Origin of the sequence: Achromobacter sp. SLBN-14 (assembly GCF_006715415.1) — a bacterium.
Lineage (GTDB): Bacteria > Pseudomonadota > Gammaproteobacteria > Burkholderiales > Burkholderiaceae_B > Achromobacter > Achromobacter mucicolens.
The window spans coordinates 4017834-4038880 of record NZ_VFNE01000001.1; the positions used below are offsets into that span (position 1 = coordinate 4017834).

General features: G+C 65.7%; 19 protein-coding genes and 1 tRNA gene. 12 read left to right on the forward strand and 8 right to left on the reverse strand.

Annotated elements, in window-relative coordinates; genetic code table 11:
- Positions 1 to 81: 81 nt before the first annotated feature.
- Positions 82 to 555 (reverse strand): DUF4863 family protein, encoded by a 474-nt coding sequence (locus FBY20_RS18285; RefSeq protein WP_142053846.1) that lies wholly within the window; start codon positions 553 to 555, stop codon positions 82 to 84.
- Between the two features lie 176 nt (positions 556 to 731).
- Here FBY20_RS18285 and FBY20_RS18290 point away from each other — a divergent pair, with 176 nt between their 5' ends.
- From FBY20_RS18290 to FBY20_RS18310, 5 genes are all read left to right on the forward strand, one after another.
- On the forward strand, positions 732 to 1640 hold the full coding sequence (locus FBY20_RS18290; protein WP_062841711.1) for a helix-turn-helix transcriptional regulator: 909 nt from the start codon (positions 732 to 734) through the stop codon (positions 1638 to 1640).
- A 339-nt stretch (positions 1641 to 1979) separates the two neighbouring features.
- Complete coding sequence (boxC, locus tag FBY20_RS18295) at positions 1980 to 3650, forward strand: 2,3-epoxybenzoyl-CoA dihydrolase (protein ID WP_056326756.1); 1671 nt, start codon at positions 1980 to 1982, stop codon at positions 3648 to 3650.
- Between the two features lie 46 nt (positions 3651 to 3696).
- Positions 3697 to 5124, forward strand: coding sequence for a benzoyl-CoA 2,3-epoxidase subunit BoxB (boxB, locus tag FBY20_RS18300; RefSeq protein WP_056326758.1), 1428 nt, complete (start codon positions 3697 to 3699; stop codon positions 5122 to 5124).
- 41 nt (positions 5125 to 5165) lie between these two features.
- On the forward strand, positions 5166 to 6425 hold the full coding sequence (gene boxA, locus FBY20_RS18305; protein ID WP_056326760.1) for a benzoyl-CoA 2,3-epoxidase subunit BoxA: 1260 nt from the start codon (positions 5166 to 5168) through the stop codon (positions 6423 to 6425).
- A 69-nt stretch (positions 6426 to 6494) separates the two neighbouring features.
- Positions 6495 to 6938: a MaoC family dehydratase gene (locus tag FBY20_RS18310; protein ID WP_056326762.1), complete on the forward strand. Its 444-nt coding sequence runs from the start codon at positions 6495 to 6497 to the stop codon at positions 6936 to 6938.
- A 9-nt stretch (positions 6939 to 6947) separates the two neighbouring features.
- Here FBY20_RS18310 and FBY20_RS18315 read toward each other — a convergent pair whose 3' ends face one another.
- From FBY20_RS18315 to FBY20_RS18330, 4 genes are all read right to left on the reverse strand, one after another.
- Positions 6948 to 7934 carry a TRAP transporter substrate-binding protein gene (locus tag FBY20_RS18315; RefSeq protein ID WP_056326764.1) on the reverse strand — a complete coding sequence of 329 codons (987 nt, stop codon included), beginning with the start codon at positions 7932 to 7934 and terminating at the stop codon, positions 6948 to 6950.
- A 465-nt stretch (positions 7935 to 8399) separates the two neighbouring features.
- Positions 8400 to 9425: an IS110 family transposase gene (locus FBY20_RS18320; protein ID WP_142052012.1), complete on the reverse strand. Its 1026-nt coding sequence runs from the start codon at positions 9423 to 9425 to the stop codon at positions 8400 to 8402.
- 116 nt (positions 9426 to 9541) lie between these two features.
- Positions 9542 to 10735: an acyl-CoA dehydrogenase gene (locus FBY20_RS18325; RefSeq protein ID WP_056326766.1), complete on the reverse strand. Its 1194-nt coding sequence runs from the start codon at positions 10733 to 10735 to the stop codon at positions 9542 to 9544.
- Positions 10736 to 10866: 131 nt separating this feature from the next.
- On the reverse strand, positions 10867 to 12549 hold the full coding sequence (locus FBY20_RS18330; RefSeq protein WP_142053848.1) for a thiamine pyrophosphate-binding protein: 1683 nt from the start codon (positions 12547 to 12549) through the stop codon (positions 10867 to 10869).
- Positions 12550 to 12717: 168 nt separating this feature from the next.
- Here FBY20_RS18330 and FBY20_RS18335 point away from each other — a divergent pair, with 168 nt between their 5' ends.
- The 4 genes from FBY20_RS18335 (at position 12718) to FBY20_RS18350 (ending at position 15867) form a co-directional block, all read left to right on the forward strand.
- On the forward strand, positions 12718 to 13644 hold the full coding sequence (locus tag FBY20_RS18335) for a LysR substrate-binding domain-containing protein (RefSeq protein ID WP_056326770.1): 927 nt from the start codon (positions 12718 to 12720) through the stop codon (positions 13642 to 13644).
- Positions 13645 to 13653: 9 nt separating this feature from the next.
- Complete coding sequence (gene xerD / locus FBY20_RS18340; RefSeq protein WP_142053850.1) at positions 13654 to 14637, forward strand: site-specific tyrosine recombinase XerD; 984 nt, start codon at positions 13654 to 13656, stop codon at positions 14635 to 14637.
- A gap of 36 nt (positions 14638 to 14673) precedes the next feature.
- Positions 14674 to 15162: a Cys-tRNA(Pro) deacylase gene (gene ybaK / locus FBY20_RS18345; protein WP_056326773.1), complete on the forward strand. Its 489-nt coding sequence runs from the start codon at positions 14674 to 14676 to the stop codon at positions 15160 to 15162.
- Between the two features lie 126 nt (positions 15163 to 15288).
- A complete protein-coding gene (locus FBY20_RS18350) occupies positions 15289 to 15867 on the forward strand; it encodes a DJ-1/PfpI family protein (RefSeq protein ID WP_056326776.1) in 579 nt (192 codons plus the stop codon).
- 98 nt (positions 15868 to 15965) lie between these two features.
- On the opposite strand, the gene adhP is transcribed toward FBY20_RS18350, so the two are convergent.
- Positions 15966 to 16991, reverse strand: a complete 1026-nt coding sequence (gene adhP, locus FBY20_RS18355) for an alcohol dehydrogenase AdhP (protein WP_063953185.1) — start codon at positions 16989 to 16991, stop codon at positions 15966 to 15968.
- Between the two features lie 196 nt (positions 16992 to 17187).
- Between adhP and FBY20_RS18360 the strand changes: the two genes are divergently transcribed.
- Positions 17188 to 17574 (forward strand): ribbon-helix-helix domain-containing protein, encoded by a 387-nt coding sequence (locus FBY20_RS18360; RefSeq protein ID WP_056326781.1) that lies wholly within the window; start codon positions 17188 to 17190, stop codon positions 17572 to 17574.
- A 78-nt stretch (positions 17575 to 17652) separates the two neighbouring features.
- Here FBY20_RS18360 and pbpG read toward each other — a convergent pair whose 3' ends face one another.
- Together pbpG and FBY20_RS18375 are read right to left on the reverse strand one after the other, a co-directional pair.
- Entirely contained in the window at positions 17653 to 18846 is a 1194-nt protein-coding gene (pbpG, locus tag FBY20_RS18365; protein WP_226846670.1) for a D-alanyl-D-alanine endopeptidase, read from the reverse strand.
- A gap of 308 nt (positions 18847 to 19154) precedes the next feature.
- Positions 19155 to 19229 (reverse strand) — tRNA-Arg (locus FBY20_RS18375).
- Between the two features lie 352 nt (positions 19230 to 19581).
- Between FBY20_RS18375 and FBY20_RS18380 the strand changes: the two genes are divergently transcribed.
- Complete coding sequence (locus FBY20_RS18380) at positions 19582 to 20787, forward strand: MFS transporter (RefSeq protein ID WP_056326784.1); 1206 nt, start codon at positions 19582 to 19584, stop codon at positions 20785 to 20787.
- Between the two features lie 23 nt (positions 20788 to 20810).
- Positions 20811 to 20969: a hypothetical protein gene (locus tag FBY20_RS27780; RefSeq protein WP_174245426.1), complete on the forward strand. Its 159-nt coding sequence runs from the start codon at positions 20811 to 20813 to the stop codon at positions 20967 to 20969.
- Positions 20970 to 21047: the final 78 nt, after the last annotated feature.

Genomic DNA, 21047 nt, shown 5'->3' on the forward strand with positions numbered 1-21047 from the left:
GTTGTCTCCTGGTGTCCTGGTGGGTGGACGCCGTGCCTGTGGTTGTTGTTGGCGGCACGGTTGCGGCGTCCGGGCCGGTTTTCAGCCGGGGCGCGTGAATTCGATGGCCCCGCCGGGCAGCAGATACAGCACGAGGGCCCTGCCGCGCGTGACGGTGGGGCTATGGGCCGAGCCCGGTCCGTAGACGAGCCAGCCCGCGCCGTGGCCGTCAAAGCGCGCGTCGCCGGTAAGCGGCATGATCATGTCGATCTCGCCGTTGGGATGGGCGTGGTGCGGGCCGGCCAGGTCATTCATGTCGACGACGTCCACCGAGAAGCCGCCCAGGTCGTCGGCGGGCTTGATGACCCGGCCGTACTTGATGCCGCCGCCTTCGCGGTTGCACATCCAGCCGTCGGCCACGCCTTGCCTACAGGTGGCAAAGATGTCCTGGAACAGGGCGCTTTCCGGGCCGGCAGCCTGGTTGAGCCGGGTCTGCAGCGCCGCGTCCAGCGGCTGGCCGGCCGTCAGGCGCGTCACATCGCGCATCAGGGCGTGGAATTGGTCGGGCGTACTCACCAAGCGGCTCCTTTACACTGTCGGCGCTCAGGCAGTCCGCATTTGGACTGCTGTTTTTTTGCACCGGATCGGCTGTGGACTCGTTGGATGGAAAAATAGTGCTTCCGTTGGCGTGGGTCAAGCACTATAGTGCATAAAAGAGCGGTAATCAGGGTTTTTGCGGAGTCAGTCGAACCATGAATCAAGCGCTAGACACGGCGCCCATCGAACCCCGGCGCGAGCCCTTCCTGATCGCCTTGGGCGAGCGCGTGCGCCGCCTGCGCGCCATCCGCGGCATGACGCGCAAGGGCTTGTCGCAGGCGACCGGCGTATCCGAACGGCACCTCGCCAACCTGGAGCACGGGGTCGGCAATGCGTCGATCCTGGTGCTGCTGCAGATTGCCCGGGCGTTCAACTGCGCGCTGGCTGAGCTGGTCGGCGACGTCACCACGGAATCGCCAGACTGGCTGCTGATCCGGGAGTTGCTGAGCGGACGCACCGAATCCGATCTGCAGCGCGCGCGCGAGGCGCTGACGCAGCTGTTCGGCGTGGGTGCCGGCGCGCAGCGGCCCAACCGCACCCAGCGCGTGGCGCTCATCGGCCTGCGCGGCGCGGGCAAGTCGACGCTGGGCCAGATGCTGGCCGACGACTTGGGTTATCCGTTCGTGGAACTGAACCGCGAGATCGAGCGGGTGGCCGGCTGCGGCATCCTGGAAATCCATAACCTGTATGGTCCAAACGCCTATCGCCGCTACGAACGGCGCGCGCTCGAAGAGGCGGTGCAGATCTACCCGGAAATGGTGCTGGCCACGCCGGGCGGGCTGGTGTCCGAACCCGCCACGCTCAACCTTCTGCTGACCCATTGCTATACGGTCTGGCTGCGCGCCACGCCCGAAGAGCACATGGAACGCGTCATGGCGCAGGGTGACTTCCGCCCCATGTCGGGCAACAACGAAGCCATGTCCGACTTGAAGCGCATCCTGGCCGGGCGCGAAGCGTTCTACGCCAAAGCCGACCTGACCTGGGTGACCAGCAACCTGGAAGTGGCGGAAAGCTTCGCTGGCCTGCGCACGCAGGTCCGCAAGGCCTGCGGGCTGCCGCTGTAGCGGTGCGATTGAGCAGGTGTCGATGGCCAGGTGTCAGACACCCTCGTGGCGCCTTATCAGTGCGACGAACCCTTCTGCCGGGTGTCAGACACCTTTTAAGTGGCAGCATGCCTAGATTGCCCAGGTGTCTGACACCCGCTTAACCGCCGTCACAAGCTGACGATCCTCTCAACGGGGTGTCTGACACCGCCCCAAGCAAGCGCCCCCCCCGAACCCAAGCACCTGCACTTTCCTGCATATTCCGCTTGACGCTCCAAAACGCCTGCACTAATCTGCATAATAATTCATGTAGTGCAGTATTTTTCCTGTCAGTGAACAGGGCGTACGAGGAGACACACGATGAGCAGTCCCATCAACCGGGTCGATTTCCGGACCGATCCCGCCCAGTACCGGCACTGGCGCCTGACTTTCGACGGTGCCGTCGCGACCCTGGCCATGGACGTGGCCGAAGACGGCGGCCTGCGCCCCGGCTACAAGCTCAAGCTCAATTCGTACGACCTGGGCGTCGACATCGAACTGCACGACGCCCTGCAACGCATCCGCTTCGAACACCCCGAAGTGCGCAGCGTGGTCGTCACCAGCATGAAAGACCGCATCTTCTGTTCCGGCGCCAACATTTTCATGCTGGGGTTGTCCACCCACGCCTGGAAGGTCAACTTCTGCAAGTTCACCAATGAAACCCGTAACGGCATCGAAGACTCCAGCCGTCATGGCGGCCTGAAGTTCATTGCGGCGCTGAACGGCGCGTGTGCGGGCGGCGGCTATGAATTGGCCCTGGCCTGCGATGAGATCCTCTTGATCGACGACCGCTCGTCTTCCGTTGCGCTGCCCGAGGTGCCCTTGCTGGGCGTGCTGCCGGGCACAGGCGGGCTGACCCGCGTGACCGACAAGCGCCGCGTGCGCCATGACCACGCGGACATCTTCTGCACGCTGGTCGAGGGAGTGCGGGGGCAGCGCGCCAAGGATTGGCGGCTGGTGGACGACGTGGTCAAGCCCGCCCGCTTCGAGGAGGAAGTCCGGGCCCGCGCGCTTGCCTTGGCGCAGGACAGCGACCGTCCGGCAGGCGAGCAGGGCGTGGCGCTGACGCCGCTGCAACGCACCGAGACGGAGAGCAGTCTTTCCTATCGCTATGTCGACGTGCAGCTCGACCGCGAAAAGCGCCAGGCCACCTGGACCGTGCGCGCGCCGCAAGGGGAAGTGGAAACCGATCTTGCGGACATCGTTGCCGCGGGGGCGGCCTGGTGGCCGCTGCAGATGGCGCGTGAGCTGGACGACGCCATCCTGACGATGCGCACCAATGAACTGGATATCGGCACCTGGATCCTCAAGACCGAGGGCGACGCGCAGCAAGTGCTGGCGGCGGACGCCGCGTTGGAACAGCACGCGGGCCACTGGTTCGTGCGCGAGACCGCAGGCATGCTGCGCCGCACGCTTGCGCGGCTGGATGTCACGTCCCGCAGCCTGTTCGCGCTGATCGAGCCGGGCTCCTGCTTTGCCGGCACGCTGCTGGAACTGGCGCTGGCGGCCGACCGCAGCTACATGCTGGACGTCGAGGACGAGGAAGACATCGACGCTGCGCCGCCGCGCCTTGTGGTGGGCGAGCGCAACTTCGGCGCGTACCCGATGGTGAATGGACAAAGCCGACTGCAGCGCCGTTTCTACGGCGAAACCGGGTCGCTGGAAGCGGTGCGAGCCCAGGCCGGACGCAGCCTGCCGGCCGCCGACGCGCTGGCGCTGGGCCTCATCACCTATGCGCCCGACAGCATCGACTGGGACGACGAGGTGCGGCTGGCGCTGGAAGAGCGCCGCGCGCTGTCGCCCGATGCGCTGACGGGCCTGGAGGCAAACCTGCGCTTTGGCGGGCAGGAAACCATGGAAACCCGCATCTTCGGTCGGCTGACTGCCTGGCAGAACTGGATCTTCAACCGCCCCAATGCGGCGGGCGACAAGGGCGCGCTCAAGCTGTACGGCAAGGGCGAGCAGGCGGCATTCGACTGGAACCGCGTCTGAGCGCCGCGCGGCTGGCGGCCCATCTTAAAAAAATCAGGAGAGAGACATGTCCGGCATCAACTACAGCGACAAGATTCCCAATAACGTCAACCTGTCCGGCGACCGCGCGTTGCAGCGCGCGCTGGAACACTGGCAGCCCAACTACCTGCAATGGTGGCAGGACATGGGCCCCGACGGTTCGCACGGCTTTGACGTTTACCTGCGCACGGCGGTCAGCGTCGAGCCCGACGGGTGGGCCCATTTCAATCACGTGCGCATGCCCGACTACCGCTGGGGCATCTTCCTGGCGCCGCAGGACGGCCAGCGCAAGATCCATTTTGGCGAGAACATCGGCCGCGACGTGTGGCAGGACGTGCCGGGCGAGCACCGCGCCAACCTGCGCCGCATCATCGTCACGCAGGGCGACACGGAACCTGCGTCGATCGAGCAGCAGCGGCACCTGGGCCTGACGGCGCCATCGCAGTACGACTTGCGCAACCTGTTCCAGATCAACGTCGAAGAAGGGCGGCACCTGTGGGCAATGGTGTACCTGCTGCACCGCTATTTCGGCCGTGACGGGCGCGAGGAAGCCGATGCGCTGCTGCAACGCAGCTCGGGCGATTCGGACAATCCGCGCATCCTGGGCGCCTTCAACGAAAAGACGCCGGACTGGCTGGCGTTCTACATGTTCACCTACTTCACCGATCGCGACGGCAAGTTCCAGCTGTGCGCGCTGGCCGAATCCAGCTTCGACCCGCTGGCACGCACCACCAAGTTCATGCTGACCGAGGAAGCGCACCACATGTTCGTGGGCGAGTCCGGCATTTCGCGCGTCATCCAGCGCACCTGCGAAGTGATGAAGGAACTGAAAACCGACGACCCGCAAGCCGTGCGCGCGGCGGGCGTGATCGACCTGCCCACCATCCAGCGCTACCTGAACTTCCACTACAGCGTGACCATTGATCTGTTCGGCGCGGACCAGTCGTCCAACGCCGCCATCTTCTATGGATCGGGCTTGAAGGGCCGGTACGAAGAGAGCAAGCGCACCGACGACCATCAACTGAAGAACGACACCTACCGGGTGCTCAACGTCAGCAACGGCAAGCTGTCCGAGACCGAAGTGCCGATGCTCAATGCGCTAAACGAAGTGCTGCGCGACGACTTCATCCGCGATTCGGTGGCCGGCATCGGCCGCTGGAACAAGGTGATCGAAAAGAGCGGCCTGGCGTTCCGCCTGCAGGTGCCGCACAAGGCGTTCAACCGCCAGATCGGCACCCTGGCCGGCATCCGCATGTCGCCGGAAGGCGAGATCCTGTCCGAGTCGCAGTGGCAGGCCAACCAGCACAAGTGGCTGCCCACGCCGGAAGATCGGGCGTTCGTCGCGTCGCTGATGGGCCGCGTCACCGAGCCGGGCAAGTTCGCCAACTGGATCGCGCCGCCCGTCATGGGCATCAACCGCCAGCCGGTGAACTTCGAGTACGTGCGTTTCAACTAAAGGCCGCGCGGGCCGCGTGCCCGCGCGTAGGGAGGACGGCGATGAACGCCCCATTACCGGTGGAAGTCCTGAAGCAGCATCTGATCGATCCCGAGATCTGCATCCGCTGCAACACCTGCGAAGAGACCTGTCCGGTCGATGCGATCACCCACGATGCGAACAACTACGTGGTGGATCCCGAAATCTGCAATGGCTGCATGGCCTGCGTGCCGCCGTGCCCGACGGGCTCGATCGACAACTGGCGGCTGGTCGTGCGGGCCGAGGCCTATTCGGTGCAGGACCAGTTAGGCTGGGAAGAGCTGCCGCAGGAAAAGCCGCTGCCGGTAGATGCGGCGGCGGAAGGCGAGGGCGGTCAGCCCATGCCGGCGCCGCAGGCCGAAGCGGGCCTCGCGCAGACGGCGGCGGCCGTGACGGCCGCCACGCCCGGCGCCGCGGTGCCGCCGTGGTCGGCCGCGCACCCTTACGTGAATCTCTACACGCACAAGACGCCGATCACCGCGACCGTGGTGGGCAACTATCGCGTCACCGGCGCCGACACGGAAAGCGACATTCACCACATCGTGCTGGACTTCGGCGAGCAGCCGTTCCCGGTGCTGGAGGGCCAGTCCATCGGCATCCTGCCGCCGGGCGTGGATGCGCAGGGCCGGCCGCATCACGCGCGCCAGTATTCGCTGGCCAGTCCGCGCGACGGTGAACGGGCGGGATACAACAACCTGTCGCTGACGGTCAAACGCGTCACCCAGGACCACGGCGGCGCGGCCGCGCATGGCGTGTGTTCCAACTATCTGTGTGACCTGGCCAAGAACGACACCGTGCAGGTGATCGGCCCCTTCGGCCACACCTTCCTGATGCCGAACCACCCGCAGGCCAATCTCATCATGATCTGCACGGGCACGGGTTCTGCCCCGATGCGCGCGATGACCGAACGCAGCCGCCGCCTGATCGGCACGGCGGACATCGGCAAGCTCATGCTTTTCTTCGGCGCGCGCACCGAACGCGAGCTGCCGTACTTTGGCCCGTTGATGAAGCTGCCGCGGGATTTCATCGACATCAACCTGGCGCTGTCGCGCGAACCCGGCCAGCCCAAGCGCTACGTGCAGGACCTGATCCGCGAACGGGCCGCGCTCGTGCGCGGGCTGCTGGCCGACCGCAATACCTGCATCTATGTCTGCGGGCTGAAGGGCATGGAAGTCGGCGTGCTGGACGCCCTGCGCGACGTGGTGGTGCAGTCGGGCGAGGATTGGTCTATCCTGCATGATGCGCTGCGCCGTGAAGGCCGGCTGCACTTCGAGACGTACTGATTCCAACAACAGTTGCGTGACGAACGGCGCGCCTGGGCGCGCCGTTTTCGTTGGCAGGGGAAAAACAACATGAAGTTCGCCGAATTCAAGGACGGCATGGTGATCAAGGCGGGGCCGGTCACCGTGACGGAAGCGGAGATCCTGGAGTTCGCCCGCAAGTACGATCCCCAGTGGTTCCATACCGATCCGCAGCGCGCCGCGGAAGGCCGCTGGGGCGGGCTGATCGCCAGCGGCTGGCACACCTGCGCGATGGCCATGCGCATGGCGGTCGACGCCGCCCTGCATGATTCCGAATCCTTCGGTTCGCCCGGCCTGGGCGAAGTCCGCTGGCGCACGCCGGTACGCCCCGGCGACACCCTGCGCCTGCACGCGCGCGTGCAGGGCGCGCGGCACTCGTCCTCGCGCCCCGATTTGGGCATCATCAACTGGGCATGGACGGTCGTGAACCAGCACGACGAAAGCGTGCTGGAAATGGACGCGACCAGCCTGTTCGACCTGTCCGGCAACAACTAGGCGCAGCGGCTACCGCTTGCTCGCCTGCTTGAGAATGGCGGCCGCCTCCGGGCCGGCCGCCGCCTTCCACGCATTGATCGATTCGGCGGAAGCGTCCTTCAACGCCTTCTTCACCGCCGGGGGCACGGCGGTGTTGATCGCGACGCCGTTCTTGCGCATGTTCGCGTAGTTCTGCTGCAGGCGGCCCTCGATGCGTTTCCACTGCTCGGCCTCGGTCTGCGCGGCTGCCTGGTCGATGGCCTTGCGCGAGCGCGCATCCAGCGCCTCGTAGGCCTTCAGGTTCATCGTCGCCACCGAGACCGGCATGGCGTAGTTGATCTCGGCAAAATTCGGCAGGTATTCCCACAGCTTGCGGCCCGCGCCGCCATCGCCGGAAGACAGCACCGCGTTCACCTCGCCGGATGCGATGCGCGGCATGGCGTCCGCGAACGAAATGTTCTGCGCCTTTGCGCCGGCCCGCTGCATGACGTCCTGCGAGGTCGCATCGTAGGTGCGGATGGAGAGGCGCTTGAGCGCCGCCACGCTGTCCAGCTTTTGCTTGGACCAGATGCCCGACGCGGGCCACGGCGTGGTGTAGAGCAGCTTCTGGCCATGCGCGGCCAGCAGCTTCTCGTACGCCGGGCGCGCCGCCTTGTTCAGATTGCGCGCCTTGGACAACGAGTCGGCCAGGAAGGGCAAGGACGAGACGCCAAAGATCGGATACTTCGTGGCCAGCGCGCCGGCAAAGGCGTCGCCCGCATCCACCTTGCGCGTCTGCACGGCCTCGATCATGTCGCCCGACTTGATGCCCTTGGCGGCGTCGAAGCTCGCGTCGATGACGACATTGCCGGCCGACTTGGCCCGAACCAGTTCGGCGAACGTGGACACGCCTTGACCCGGCATGGAGGTGGCCGGGTACTCGGTGGTCATGGTGAGCGTCGTGGCGGCCTGAGCGCCTTGGGCGATGAACGCCATGGCGACGACTGCCGCCAGGCGCAGGGGGGTGATGCCGTGCATGCGCGACTCCTCGTGAAGGGACCCGTGAAGCGTAAGAGGTATACAGGCGTACGCCTAGTCGGGCTTTCGGCAATGCGCAGGCGGGGAGGGATCGGACGTATGGCGTATTCCAATACGGTCCGTGTCTGACACCCTGGGGAGATGACCATCAGCTTGTAGCGGCGGCGCAGAGGGTGTCAGACACCTGGCGCTGCCGCAACGCGCCAAAAAAATCTATGGTCAGCCCGATTTTTGCAAGCGGGTTTGTGTTGGCGTAAATTGGGCTTTGCTCAAATCTATTCGGAGTCGTTTGGGGACAGGTCCCCCGCTCCATGATGAGAGTCGCGCCCGGCAAACCTCAAAAGGGCCTCAGCATCCAGGTGCTGAATTTTTTACCAGGTTTCTTGCCAGGCCGTTGAGCCGTTTATGTCTTCACGTACTCGCGTCGCAAAACCAGGAAGTGACTGCGTAAAACGGTGATGAATGTCAGGTTGCGCTAACAGCCTGCTCACTTCGGTAGTTCGTTCCATTGGCGAGGATGGCCCAGGCTATCCTCGCCAATTTATTGGCCAGCGCGCAGGCCACCACGTTCGAGTGGCGTCGTGCCAGCAGCTCGCGCACCCAGACGCCCAGCCGATCCGTGCGCCGCTCTACGCGTTGCATGATCGCTCGTGCGCCCTGCACCAACAGCCGCCTGAGATTCTTGTCGCCACGCTTGCTGATTCCCAGCAGCTTAGGCGTACCGCCAGTGCTGTATTGGCGTGGCACCAGACCCACAGAGGCGGCGAACTGGCGGGCCGAACCGAATTGCTGCGCATCGCCCAATTCTGTCATCAGCGCGCTCGCGGTGATCGGCCCGATGCCGGGGATCTCCAGAAGCCGCTGGCTGCGTTCATCCTCGCGCAGTTGCTGGCACAAATCGCGTTCGATTTCGCCGATCTGCTCGTCCAAATACTTGAAGTGCGCCTGCAGCCGTTCAAGCAATGCCGCCAGTCGGGGCGGCAGCTCATGCTCGGCCAACACCGCTGGCAGGCGCCGCAGGATCGCCTGGCCGCGCGGCAGGCTGATGCCGAACTCCAGCAAAAAGGCGTGGACTTGGTTGATCACGCCGGTGCGCTCGCGCACCAGCGACTCTCGGACGCGGTGCAGCGCCGAGACGGTCTGCTGAGCCTCGTTGCGCACGCACACGAACCGCATGCTCGGGCGCGAGGCTGCTTCGCAGATCGCCTGCGCATCGGCAAAGTCGTTCTTGTTGCCCTGCACGAAAGGGCGCACGAACTGTGGGGAGATCAGCTTGGGTTGGTGGCCTAGCGCCTGGATGCGGCGCGCCATCCAATGGGCTCCTGCGCAGGCCTCCATCACCACCGTGCTGCACGGGCTATTACCCAGCAACGTGAACACTTGCTGGCGAGAGCACTTCTTGCGAAACACCATCCTGCCGGCAGAATCCTGCCCGTGCAGATGGAAGCTATGCTTACCCAGATCGATGCCAATCAGCGTGACGGTGCTCATGAGAGGTCTCCCAGAAAGAACAATCCCCACTCAGCGTACCGCTTCGTGGGGATCGGGCTGACCATCTCATTAAGGCCGCCCCATGGGCGGCCTCCTTTGCTACACCAGGCAGGCGATCAATAGAACGCCTGGATGCCGGTCTGGGCGCGGCCCAGGATCAGGGCGTGCACGTCGTGGGTACCTTCGTAGGTGTTGACCACTTCCAGGTTCACCAGGTGACGGGCCACGCCGAATTCGTCGGAGATGCCGTTGCCGCCCAGCATGTCGCGGGCCAGGCGGGCGATGTCCAGCGCCTTGCCGCACGAGTTGCGCTTCATGATCGAGGTGATTTCCACGGCGGCGGTGCCTTCGTCCTTCATGCGGCCCAGGCGCAGGCAGCCTTGCAGCGCCAGCGTGATTTCGGTCTGCATGTCGGCCAGCTTCTTCTGGATCAGCTGGTTGGCGGCGAGCGGGCGGCCAAACTGCTTGCGGTCCAGGGTGTATTGGCGGGCGGTGTGCCAGCAGGCTTCGGCGGCGCCGACAGCGCCCCAGGCGATGCCGTAACGGGCAGAGTTCAGGCAGGTGAACGGACCCTTCAGGCCGGACACGCCGGGCATCATCTGGTCGGCGGACACTTCCACCTCGTCCATGACGATTTCACCGGTGATCGACGCGCGCAGGCCGACCTTGCCGTGGATGGCGGGGGCGGACAGGCCCTTCATGCCCTTTTCCAGGATGAAGCCGCGGATCTTGCCGTCGAAGTCGCCGCCGACGCACTTGGCCCACACCACGAACACGTCCGCGATCGGCGAGTTGGTGATCCACATCTTGTTGCCGCTCAGCTTGTAGCCGTCGGCGGTCTTGACGGCGCGGGTTTCCATGCCGTTGGGGTCGGAGCCGTGATTGGGTTCGGTCAGGCCGAAGCAGCCGATCCATTCGCCGCGCGCCAGCTTGGGCAGGTACTTCTTCTTTTGTTCTTCGCTGCCGAATTCGTTGATCGGCACCATGACCAGCGAGGACTGCACGCTCATCATCGAGCGGTAGCCGGAGTCGACGCGTTCGACCTCACGGGCGATCAGGCCGTAGCTGACGTAGTTCAGGCCAGCGCCGCCGTATTCGACGGGGATGGTGGCGCCCAGCAGGCCGAGCTCGCCCATTTCGGAGAAGATCTCGGGATCGGTCTTCTCGTTGCGGAAAGCGTTGAGCACGCGCGGCGCCAGCTTGTCCTGCGAGTAGGCGTAGGCGGCGTCGCGCACCATACGCTCTTCTTCGGTCAGCTGCTGATCCAGCAACAGGGGGTCTTGCCAGTGGAAGGAGGGGTTCGAGGACATGCTGGGTCTCCGCTATGGATTTCCGTGATCGGAATCTAGAAAGTTTAAACTTAAAATAATTCGGGCGGCAAGTTGGGGTTTGCACGGCAGTGCGCCTGGGCGCGCCGCCGGTCCTGACGCCCGTGCAGGGTTCAGTGCTGGGCCTTCAGCGCCGCCTCGCGGATCTTTTCGAGGGTCGTGGACGGGCTGATGGTTTCCGGATCGATGAAGCAGTGCAGGATCGCCGGCTTGCCGCTGGCCAATGCACGTTCAAATGCCGGACCGAACTGTTCGGTGGTATCCACGCGTTCGCCGTGGCCGCCAAAGGCGCGCGCGTAGTCGGCGAAATCGGGGTTCTTCAACTGGGTCGCGGAAATGCGGCCCGGATAGTGCTTTTCCTGGTGCATGCGGATCGTGCCGTACATGCCGTTGTCCACCAGCACCACGATGATGGGCAGGTCGTATTGCACGGCCGTCGCAAATTCCTGGCCGTGCATCAGGAAGCAGCCGTCGCCCGCGAAGCACACGACGGTCTTGTCCGGCCACACGCGCTTGGCGCCCACCGCTGCCGGCAGGCCGTAGCCCATGGACCCGGAAGTCGGCGCAAGCTGCGTGCCGAAGCGGGTGAAGCGGTGAAAGCGGTGCAGCCAGGTGGCGTAGTTGCCCGCGCCGTTGGTCATGATCGCGTCGGCGGGCAGGGTCTTTTCCAGATACGCCATGACCTGGCCCAGCTGCAGCGCGCCCGGTGTGGTGATGGCGTCGGGATCGCTCCATTTCAGGTACGACTCGCGCATCGCCTTCGTGCCGTCGGCCCAAGCGGGGGCGGCAGGCGCCTTCAGGCCGGCCAGCGTCGCGGCGAAGGCGGACGGCGAGGTATTGATGGCGAGGGTGGGGCGGTACACTCGGCCCAGTTCCGCGGCGTCGGGATGCACGTGCACCAGCTTTTGCTTGGGCACGGGAATGTCCAGCAGCGTGTAGGCCTGGCTGGGGTTTTCCGACATGCGTCCGCCCACCAGCAGGATCAGGTCGGCATCGGCCACGCGCTTGAGCAGCGCCGGGTTGATGCCCAGGCCCACGTCGCCGATGAAGCAAGGATGGTCCGCGGGAAACAGCATCTGGCGGCGGAACGACACGGCGGTCGGCAGCGAATGCAACTGCGCGAAATCGGCGAACTGCTGCACGGCGCGGGCGTCCCAACGCGTGCCGCCCAGAATGGCGACGGGGTTCTTCGCGCCGGCCAGCAGCTTTTCCAGATCGGCCAGCTGGCCAGCCGTGGGGGCCGCATCGATGACTTCGTAACGCGGGGCGTCGGCCACTTTGGCGGCCTCGACCAGCATGTCTTCCGGCAGCGCGATCACCACCGGACCGGGGCGGCCCGAGGTCGCGATGTGAAACGCGCGCGAGATCAGTTCGGGAATGCGTTCGACCTGATCGATCTCGGTCACCCACTTGGCCTGCGTGCCGAACACGGCGCGGTAGTCCATTTCCTGGAAGGCCTCGCGCTCGCGCATGCCGCGCTCGATCTGGCCGACAAACAGGATCATCGGCGTGGAGTCCTGTTTGGAGATGTGCACGCCGGCCAGCGCGTTGGCGGCGCCGGGGCCGCGCGTCACCATGCAGATGCCGGGTTCGCCCGTCAGCTTGCCGTGCGCGTCGGCCATCATGGCCGCGCCGCCTTCCTGGCGGCACACCGTGACCTTGATGTCGGCATCGTGCAGGCCGTCCAGCACCGCCAGATAGCTTTCGCCGGGGACACAAAATACATGTTTGACGCCCTGGGCGACCAATTGGTCGACCAGAATGTGACCGCCAAGGCGGGAATCTTGCTGAGGCATGGTGGTGTCGTGGTTAGCCTAGGGTAGAACTGCCGAGCATATGTTCCCTGAGCGCACAACGCAATTGATAAAATTGCACATTCTGTTGATCCCCCGGCACGTCCCGCCTGGTGCGCTGCAACATGCGCGCGCGCCGCGACGGGCCGCATTTCAGGCGGCATTCCCTCCATGAGAAACGGCATTCCCAATCTGAGCGCCCTGCAGGCATTCGAGGCCTCGGCCCGGCTGGGCAGTTTTTCGCGCGCCGCCGAGGAGCTGTCGCTGACCCACAGCGCGGTCTACCGGCAGGTGGCCAGCCTGGAGGCGCGGCTGGGCGTGCAGCTTTTCACCCGGGTGCGCCGCCGCATCGTGCTGACCGACCACGGCGCCGAATACGCCGGCCGCATCCGTCACCATCTGGACCAGATCGAAAAAGACACCTTCGGGCTTGTCAGCCGGACCGGCATGGGGCGCAGCATCCACATTGCCGTCGTGCCCACCCTGGCCACCACCTGGCTGATCCCGCGCCTCGCGGATTTCCAGCGCGAGCACGGCGACATCACCGTCAGCCTCTCCGTGCGCACGCTGCCGTTCCAGTTCAAGGACCAGCCGTTCGATGGCGCGCTGTATCACGGGGACGGGCTTTGGCCCGGCACGCAGGGCGGGCTGCTGTTCCCCGAGCGCGAGCTGGTGCCGGTCTGCGCGCCCGAATTGGCCGAACGCGTGGCGCAAGCGGGGGGCGCCGCGCTGACCGGCATGACGCACCTGCATCTGGCCTCGCGGCCGGACGCCTGGCGCCAGTGGTACGCAGCCAATGGCCATCTGTACGGGCCGCAGGCGGCCGGCGGCCCCCGATATGAGCTTTTCACCATGGTGATGGCGGCGGTGCAGGCTGGGCTGGGCGTCGGGCTGATGCCGCGCTTTCTGGCGCAACCGGCGTTGGACCAGGGCGCCCTCGTCATGCCCGTGCCGCAGTCGCTGGCGGTCAGCCAGGGGTATTACTTCGGCTATCCGCAGCGCAGCGAGCGCTCCGAGGCGCTGAAGGTGTTCGAGTCCTGGCTCAAGTCCGCCGCCGCCGGTGTGGGCGAGCGCCTGCCCAACCGCGCCGCGCCGTAGAATCCCGCCATGTCCACCGCCCGCCAGCCGCTGGCCTCCCAGGCCGATATCGACGCCTTCATCGACGCCGTCTGGCTCGAGGACGGCCTTTCCGCCAATACCCTGGCCGCCTACCGCCGCGACCTGACCGGTTTTGCCCGCTGGCTCGAAGACCCCGTGGCCTACGCCCGGGAGCTGGCCGACCGGCACGGTGAACCCGAGCGTGCGCAGACCATGCCCGTCGGGCCGGCCAAGCCGATCCGCGATGCGCAGAAGGCGGACATCGAGGCCTGGTTCGCGTTCCGCCACGAAGAAACCCGCGCCACCACCGCCAACCGCCGGCTGGCGGCGCTGCGCCGCTTCTACGCCTGGGCGCTGCGCGAACACCGCGCTGAACGCGATCCGTGCCTGACGCTGGTGGCGGCCAAGCAACCGCCGCGCATGCCCAAGACGCTGTCCGAGCAGCAGGTGGACGCCCTGTTGCGGGCGCCTGACCTCGGCCAGCCGCGCGGCCTGCGCGACCGCGCCATGCTCGAGACTTTGTATGCCACCGGCCTGCGCGTGTCCGAGCTGGTGGGCGTGCGCTCGCTGGACGTCAGCCTGAACGAAGGCGTGGTGCGGGTGGTGCTGGGCAAGGGCGGCAAGGATCGTCTGGTGCCGCTGGGCGCCGAAGCCGCGCACTGGATTGCGCAGTATCTGAATACTGCCCGCCCGGAGCTGGCGGCGGGCCGCGTCAGCGATGCGCTTTTCATCACCAGCCGCGCCGAGGCGATGTCGCGGCAGGCGTTCTGGCAACTGGTCAAGAAATACGCCGTGATCGCGGGCGTGCATGCGCCCCTGTCGCCGCACGTGCTGCGCCACGCCTTTGCCACGCACCTTCTGAATCACGGCGCGGACCTGCGCGTGGTGCAGATGCTGCTGGGCCACGCAGACATCTCCACCACGCAGATCTACACCCACGTGGCGCGCGAACGCCTGAAGGCACTGCACGCGGCCCATCACCCGCGCGGCTAGCCGCCGCCCACCATTCCCTTTTCAACCGGCACACCCATGAGCAAAGCCCGCCACGTTTCCGAAACACCCGCCACCCAGTTCCTCAAGCAGCACAAGGTGGCCTACACCGAACACACCTACGACTACGTCGACCACGGCGGCGCAGGCGAAGCCGCGCGCCAGCTTGGCCTGGACCCGCACGCGGTGGTCAAGACGCTGGTGATGGAGGACGAATCAGCCAAGCCGCTGATCGTGGTCATGCATGGGGACCGCGAAGTCTCCACCAAGAACCTGGCGCGGCAGGCCGGCCTGAAGAAGGTCGAACCCTGCAAGCCCGAGGTCGCGCAGCGCCACTCCGGCTACCAGGTGGGCGGCACGTCGCCCTTCGGCACCCGCAAGAAGATGCCGGTGTGGGTGGAGGCCGAGGTGCTGACATATCCGGCGGTCTACATCAACGGCGGGCGGCGCGGGTATCTGGTAGGCATCGATCCCAAGGTGCTCGTGGACCTGCTGGGCGCGCGGCCGGTGACGGTGGCGTTGGAGTAGGGCGGCGTTTCGCGGTCGTATCCCGCGCCGGTGGTATCCCATTACCACCCGCCCCGCCGGCGCGGCGCGCACAATGGGACGAGAAGACCAGGAACTGGCCCGCACCCTCATCCCAAGGAGACAATCATGAGCAAACGACTGCTGATGCTGGTCGGCGACTACGCCGAAGACTACGAAACCATGGTGCCGTTCCAGACGCTGCTGACCGTGGGGCACACGGTGCACGCGGTCTGCCCGGACAAGAAGGCTGGCGACACGGTGGCCACGTCCATCCATGACTTCGAGGGCGCGCAGACCTACACGGAAAAGCGCGGCCACAACTTCACGCTGAACTACGACTTCGACCGCGTCGAGCCCTCGTCCTACGACGGGCTGGTGATCCCCGGCGGACGCGCGCCCGAATACCTGCGCCTGAATGAAAAGGTGCTGGATATCGTGCGTGAATTCGACAAGGCCAACAAGCCCATCGCCGCGGTGTGCCACGGCGCGCAGATCCTGGCCGCAGCCGGCGTGCTGAAGGGCCGCACCTGCTCGGCGTATCCTGCCTGCGCGCCCGAGGTCCGGCTGGCCGGCGGCACCTATGCCGAGATCGCCGTCGACCAGGCCTACACCGACGGCAACCTGGTGTCGGCGCCGGCCTGGCCCGCCCATCCGGCGTGGATGGCGCAGTTTCTGGCGGTGTTGGGCACGAAGATCACGCCCTGACCGCTCGCGCGGGGCGGGCGTGAGAGCGCCAATTCTTTGCGATCAGCCACGGGGTGCGGCAAGTGCCGCACCCCGTGGCGAGTATGGGCGCAAAGCGATCAGGCGAAGTCGAGCACGATGCGGCCTTCGATCTGGCCCTTCTTCATGCGGTCGAACACGCTGTTGATGTTGTCCAGGCTTTCGGTGGCGACCGTGGCGTGGACCTTGCCTTCTTCGGCAAACTGCAGCGACTCCTGCAGATCCAGCCGGGAGCCCACGATGGAACCGCGCACCGTCACGCCATTGAGCACCATGTCGAAGATCGACAGCGGGAAGTCTCCTGGCGGCAGGCCGTTCAGCGAAATCGTGCCGCCCCGGCGCACCATCCCCAGCGCCTGCTCGAAGGCCTTGGGCGACACCGCAGTGATCAGCGCGCCATGCGCGCCGCCGATTTCCCGCTTCAGGTAGGCGGCCGGATCGGTGTTCATCGCGTTGACGGTGACTTCCGCGCCCAACCGGCGCGCGAAGTCGAGCTTGGCGTCATCGATGTCCACGGCCGCCACGTTCAGGCCCATCGCCTTGGCGTACTGCACCGCCATATGACCCAGGCCGCCAATGCCCGAAATGACCACCCAGTTGCCGGGGCGGGTGTCCGTCATCTTCAGGCCCTTATAAACCGTGACGCCGGCGCACAGTACCGGCGCCACGTCGACAAAGCCGACGTTCTTGGGCAGCAGGCCCACGTAGTCGGCTGCCGCCAGCGCGTATTCGGCAAAGCCGCCGTTGACGGAGTAACCCGTGTTCTGCTGCTGCTCGCAAAGGGTTTCCCAGCCGCCCAGGCAGTGTTCGCAATGTCCGCAGGCGGAATACAGCCAGGGGATCCCGACCCGGTCGCCTTCCTTGACGTGGGTGACGCCGGCGCCCACGGCCACGACGTGGCCAACGCCCTCGTGGCCGGGAATGAAGGGGGGATTGGGTTTGACGGGCCAGTCGCCTTCCACGGCGTGCAGGTCCGTGTGGCAGACGCCGCAGGCTTCGATCTTCACCAGGAGCTCGCCCGGGCCCGGGCGCGGCACGGCGACTTCCTCGATCACCAGGGGTTTGCCAAATGCGCGTGCAACTGCGGCCTTCATGGTTTTTTCCATCGCTACCTCCGAAGTCTGATCAGTTTCACTATGCTCGAACGCTTGCGCGCTCAAATCCATGATGTACATCAATCGGCGCGGGAAGGTCGAGATCGTTACAGGTTCGGGGCCTTATTGCCGGGGGAGAGGCAATCGTCGTACAGTCGATCGCAGGCGCGCCGGTCCGGCTGCGTGTCGCCGATGCCCAGGAGCTCCCATGTGTGAAATCTTCATCCGCGCCACCGAGCATTCGTATGCCTGCGAAACCCGGTCCCTGCGCCTGCACGGCGTGGCGACCAGCCTGCGGCTCGAGCACCTGTTCTGGCAGGTCCTCGAAGAAATCGCCGGCCGAGACGGCCTGCGGGTCACCCAACTGATCGAACGCCTGTACGACGAACTGGTCGAGTACCGCGGCGAGGCCGCCAACTTCACCTCGTTCCTGCGCGTGTGCTGCCTGCGGTATCAGCTGTTGCAGGCCGAGGGCAGGATCCCGCGCGATGCCAGCGTGCCGATCCGATCGCTCAATGCGAAAGCCGTCCTGGAAGGGCTGCCGCCTTCGCTCTGCGACGCCCAGCCCGTCCCCGCTAAGCGCCGCGCGGCGTGAACCGCTTTGCCGCACCATGCAAAAGGGCCCGATAAGATCGGGCCCTTCGTTTTGCCGTGTGGAGCGGTCAGGCTGGCATCAGCCGCCCGAGGCAATCGACGCCATGGCCACTTCGCTTTGCACGATGCGGCGGATGCGCACGGCATCGCCGATGCGCGAAAGCTTGCCCTGCGAATCCAGCAGCACGATGGCCAGATCGCGGCCGTTGATGCGCGCCAGCATCACCAGGCATTCGCCCGCTTCATTGATGTAACCCGTCTTGGACACCTTGATGTCCCAGTCGGGCTTGCGCACCAGCAGGTTGGTGTTGCGGAAGGTCTGCGTGCGGTTGTTGATCTCGACCTCGTACTCGGTATCGGTGGAGTAGCGATGGATCAGCGGGCGCTGCGACGCGGCGCGCAAGAGGCGGGCCAGGTCATGCGGCGACGACACGTTGTTGCTGGACAGGCCCGTCGGCTCGATGAACCGCGTGCTGGTCATGCCCAGCGACTGCGCCTTGGCGTTCATGGCGGCCACGAAGGCGCGCAGCCCGCCCGGATAGTGGCGGCCCAGCGCGTTGGCGGCGCGGTTCTCGGAAGACATCAGCGCCAGGTGCAGCATGTCGCCGCGCGACAGCTTGGTGCCCACCCGCAGCCGCGACGTCGTGTGCTTGAGCTCGTCGACGTCCTCGTCGGTGATCTCCAGCATTTCGTCCATCGGCAGGTTGGCGTCCACCACGACGACGGCCGTCATCAGCTTCGAGATGGAAGCGATGGGGCGCACGACGTTTTCGTTCTTGGCGAAGATGACCGTGGAGGTTTCAAGGTCTTGCACGTAAGCGGTGCTGGACCGCAGCGCGGCCGCTTCGGCGCGCGCCGAGGCGGCGGGCGGCGGCATGGCCGCGCTGGCTGCGCCGGCGGCGGCTACGCGCCGGCCGCGCGCGGCCTTGTCCGTCTTGCCGCCCTTGCCGGCAGCGCCCGATTTCTTGGGCGGCGTGCCTTTCGCGGCCACCTGCTTGCCGCTCTTGGGGGGTGCCTTCTTGGCCGACGAGGATTTGGGCGGCGCCTTCTTGGCGGACGGCGCCGCCTGCTTGGCGGCGGCGCTCTTGCCGGAGCCCGCCTTGGGCGCCGGCGCTTTCTTGGCTTGTTGCGCCTTGCAGGCCGCCGACTTGGCGTTGGTCTTGCAAGGGTCGGAATTTTTGGCTGCTTGCGCCGCAGGGGGCAGGAGCGCGCACACCGCCAGCGCGGCAGGCGCTATGGCGTTCGCAATTGCACGTTTCCAGGAAAAGGCCATGGTTGGGCAGGCTTGTGGTCTGTGAGCAAATATTTCTTACGCCGGCGTTTCGTCGGATCAGAAAAAGTCCAGATGAATTATGGGCTTACGCGTCGAATTTAAACAGCAATTTCAAGTAGTGCGCAAGGCGATTTGCGAGTTTTTCAGAAAAAACACCGTGACGGGTTGTGGCCGCATCAATTAGTCACAAGTCGGAAGCCGCAAAGCTAACCGCGCGGCGCGCAAGAGCGTAGCCCGGATTAACCCTCATCTGGCTGAATAGGTGGACTTTTTTGAGAAGAATCTGCGCGCGGAGCCGAGGCCGAAGCTGGCCTCGCCGGGTGGAATCGAACCACCAATTGACCCTTAGGAGGGGCCGGTTATATCCATTTAACTACGGCGAGCGAGGAGGGGGGGCGCAAGGCAGTGCCGTCGCCATCGACGGAAAAGGGCCGCCAAAACGGGGGGCGCTTCGCACTAAGGCCTTGAAATTGCTGCGGAACTTGCGAGCCGAAGTTTAGCACTGCAGACGCGGGCTTCGAAGCAGGACGCAAGTCTATCAGCAGGCGCGGCAACGCCCAAATCACCGCGCGCCGGGCGCTCGCCCGGGATGGCCTCGCGGGTGAAGCTTGTTGCGGCAACGCGGGTATTCACGGACCCGCATGCCGACTTGTATATGATGTTCGCGTCCCACCGCTGCGTGGGGCCGCCCCGAGGAGGGGGCGCAAACCCAAAAAACAACCAGACACGGGTTTCATGTCTAGCCAAACCGATACGATTTCCGCACGCACCATTGTCTTGGGCACCCTGGTCGTGCTGCTTGCCATGGGGGTGCGCGCCACCTTCGGCCTGTTCATGCAGCCGATGGGCCTGACGCACGGCTGGAGCCGTGAAGTATTTTCGATGGCGTTTGCCCTGCAGAACCTCGTCTGGGGCGTGGCCTGTATCTTCATGGGCATGCTGGCCGACCGTTATGGGTCTGGCCGCACCATTGCGCTGGGCGCCGTGCTGTACATGCTGGGCCTGATCGGCACGCGCTTTGCCACCGACGAGGCTACGCTTTACCTGACCGCGGGCGTGCTGGTCGGACTGGGACAGGCGGGCACCACGTTCCCCGTCATCCTGCCCGTCGTCGCGCGCGCCGTGCCGCCCGCCTACCGCAGCACGGCGATGGGCATCGCCAGCGCGGGCGGCTCGCTGGGCCAGTTTGCCGTGGTGCCGACCGGGCAGTTGCTCATCAGCGGGCTGGACTGGACGGGCGCGCTCTGGGTGCTGTCGCTGTTCGTGGCTTGCGGCGCGCCTTTGGCGTATTTCCTGCGCGGCCGCCCCCAAGCGCACGCCGGTCCGCATCAGTCGCTGGGCACCGCCATCAAGCAGGCCGTGCGCCATCCGTCGTTCCACTTCCTGTTCTGGAGCTACTTCGTCTGCGGCTTTCACACCGCGTTCATCACGCTGCACTTGCCGGCTTATGTGACCGACGGCGGGCTGACGGCCGGGCAGGGCGCCACCGCGATCGCGCTCATCGGCCTGTTCAACGTCCTGGGTTCGTTCTACGCCGGCAAGCTGGGCGGCAAATACAGCAAGAAGCGGCTGCTGGCGGTGGTGTACTTCATGCGCGCGTTCGGCATCCTGTTGCTGCTGTCGGTGCCGCTGACGCCGTGGGTGCTCTATGCCTTCGCGGCTTGGATGGGGTTGTTCTGGCTCGGCACCGTGCCGCTGACGCAAGGACTCATTGGCCAGATCTACGGCTTGCGTTATGCGGCCACGCTCTCGGGCATCGTGTTTCTCGGCCATCAGTTGGGCAGCTTCATTGGCGTGTGGCTGGGCGGTTACGCGTATGCCAAGACCGGCAGCTACGATCTGGTCTGGTGGCTGGGCGTGGCGCTGGCCGTCATCGCGGCGCTGCTCTGCCTGCCCGTGCGCGAGCAGCCGGTCGCGCCGGCGCAGCCCGCCACGGCCTGACCGCGACCTGCCGGAGCCCCGCCATGACCCTCGGACCGCAACCCGAAACCCCTCGCCGCAAAGGCTGGCGAGCGGTGGGCGTGCTGGCGCTGGCCGCGGTGCTGGGGCTGGCGTTCTGGGGCTACACCACGCCCGAGATGCAGATTCACTGGGAAAACCTGGCCGCACTCTGCGGGTTTTGACAGGGCTCGGCTTACCGCAACCGCCGCGTCGCGGCGGCCGCCTCGCGGTATCCTACGGCGGAGATTTTCTCCGCCTTT

Excerpts from the sequence above, each read along its gene's own strand:
- boxB (WP_056326758.1), top strand. The coding sequence starts at position 3,697 with ATGTCCGGCATCAACTACAGCGACAAGATTCCCAATAACGTCAACCTG.
- ybaK (WP_056326773.1), top strand. The coding sequence starts at position 14,674 with ATGAGCAAAGCCCGCCACGTTTCCGAAACACCCGCCACCCAGTTCCTC.
- FBY20_RS18310 (WP_056326762.1), top strand. The coding sequence starts at position 6,495 with ATGAAGTTCGCCGAATTCAAGGACGGCATGGTGATCAAGGCGGGGCCG.
- FBY20_RS18350 (WP_056326776.1), top strand. The coding sequence starts at position 15,289 with ATGAGCAAACGACTGCTGATGCTGGTCGGCGACTACGCCGAAGACTAC.
- FBY20_RS18315 (WP_056326764.1), bottom strand. The coding sequence starts at position 7,934 with ATGCACGGCATCACCCCCCTGCGCCTGGCGGCAGTCGTCGCCATGGCG.
- boxA (WP_056326760.1), top strand. The coding sequence starts at position 5,166 with ATGAACGCCCCATTACCGGTGGAAGTCCTGAAGCAGCATCTGATCGAT.
- FBY20_RS18360 (WP_056326781.1), top strand. The coding sequence starts at position 17,188 with ATGTGTGAAATCTTCATCCGCGCCACCGAGCATTCGTATGCCTGCGAA.
- FBY20_RS18290 (WP_062841711.1), top strand. The coding sequence starts at position 732 with ATGAATCAAGCGCTAGACACGGCGCCCATCGAACCCCGGCGCGAGCCC.
- FBY20_RS18335 (WP_056326770.1), top strand. The coding sequence starts at position 12,718 with ATGAGAAACGGCATTCCCAATCTGAGCGCCCTGCAGGCATTCGAGGCC.
- FBY20_RS18330 (WP_142053848.1), bottom strand. The coding sequence starts at position 12,549 with ATGCCTCAGCAAGATTCCCGCCTTGGCGGTCACATTCTGGTCGACCAA.
- FBY20_RS18325 (WP_056326766.1), bottom strand. The coding sequence starts at position 10,735 with ATGTCCTCGAACCCCTCCTTCCACTGGCAAGACCCCCTGTTGCTGGAT.
- FBY20_RS18380 (WP_056326784.1), top strand. The coding sequence starts at position 19,582 with ATGTCTAGCCAAACCGATACGATTTCCGCACGCACCATTGTCTTGGGC.
- xerD (WP_142053850.1), top strand. The coding sequence starts at position 13,654 with ATGTCCACCGCCCGCCAGCCGCTGGCCTCCCAGGCCGATATCGACGCC.
- FBY20_RS18320 (WP_142052012.1), bottom strand. The coding sequence starts at position 9,425 with ATGAGCACCGTCACGCTGATTGGCATCGATCTGGGTAAGCATAGCTTC.
- FBY20_RS27780 (WP_174245426.1), top strand. The coding sequence starts at position 20,811 with ATGACCCTCGGACCGCAACCCGAAACCCCTCGCCGCAAAGGCTGGCGA.
- adhP (WP_063953185.1), bottom strand. The coding sequence starts at position 16,991 with ATGGAAAAAACCATGAAGGCCGCAGTTGCACGCGCATTTGGCAAACCC.
- pbpG (WP_226846670.1), bottom strand. The coding sequence starts at position 18,846 with ATGGCCTTTTCCTGGAAACGTGCAATTGCGAACGCCATAGCGCCTGCC.
- boxC (WP_056326756.1), top strand. The coding sequence starts at position 1,980 with ATGAGCAGTCCCATCAACCGGGTCGATTTCCGGACCGATCCCGCCCAG.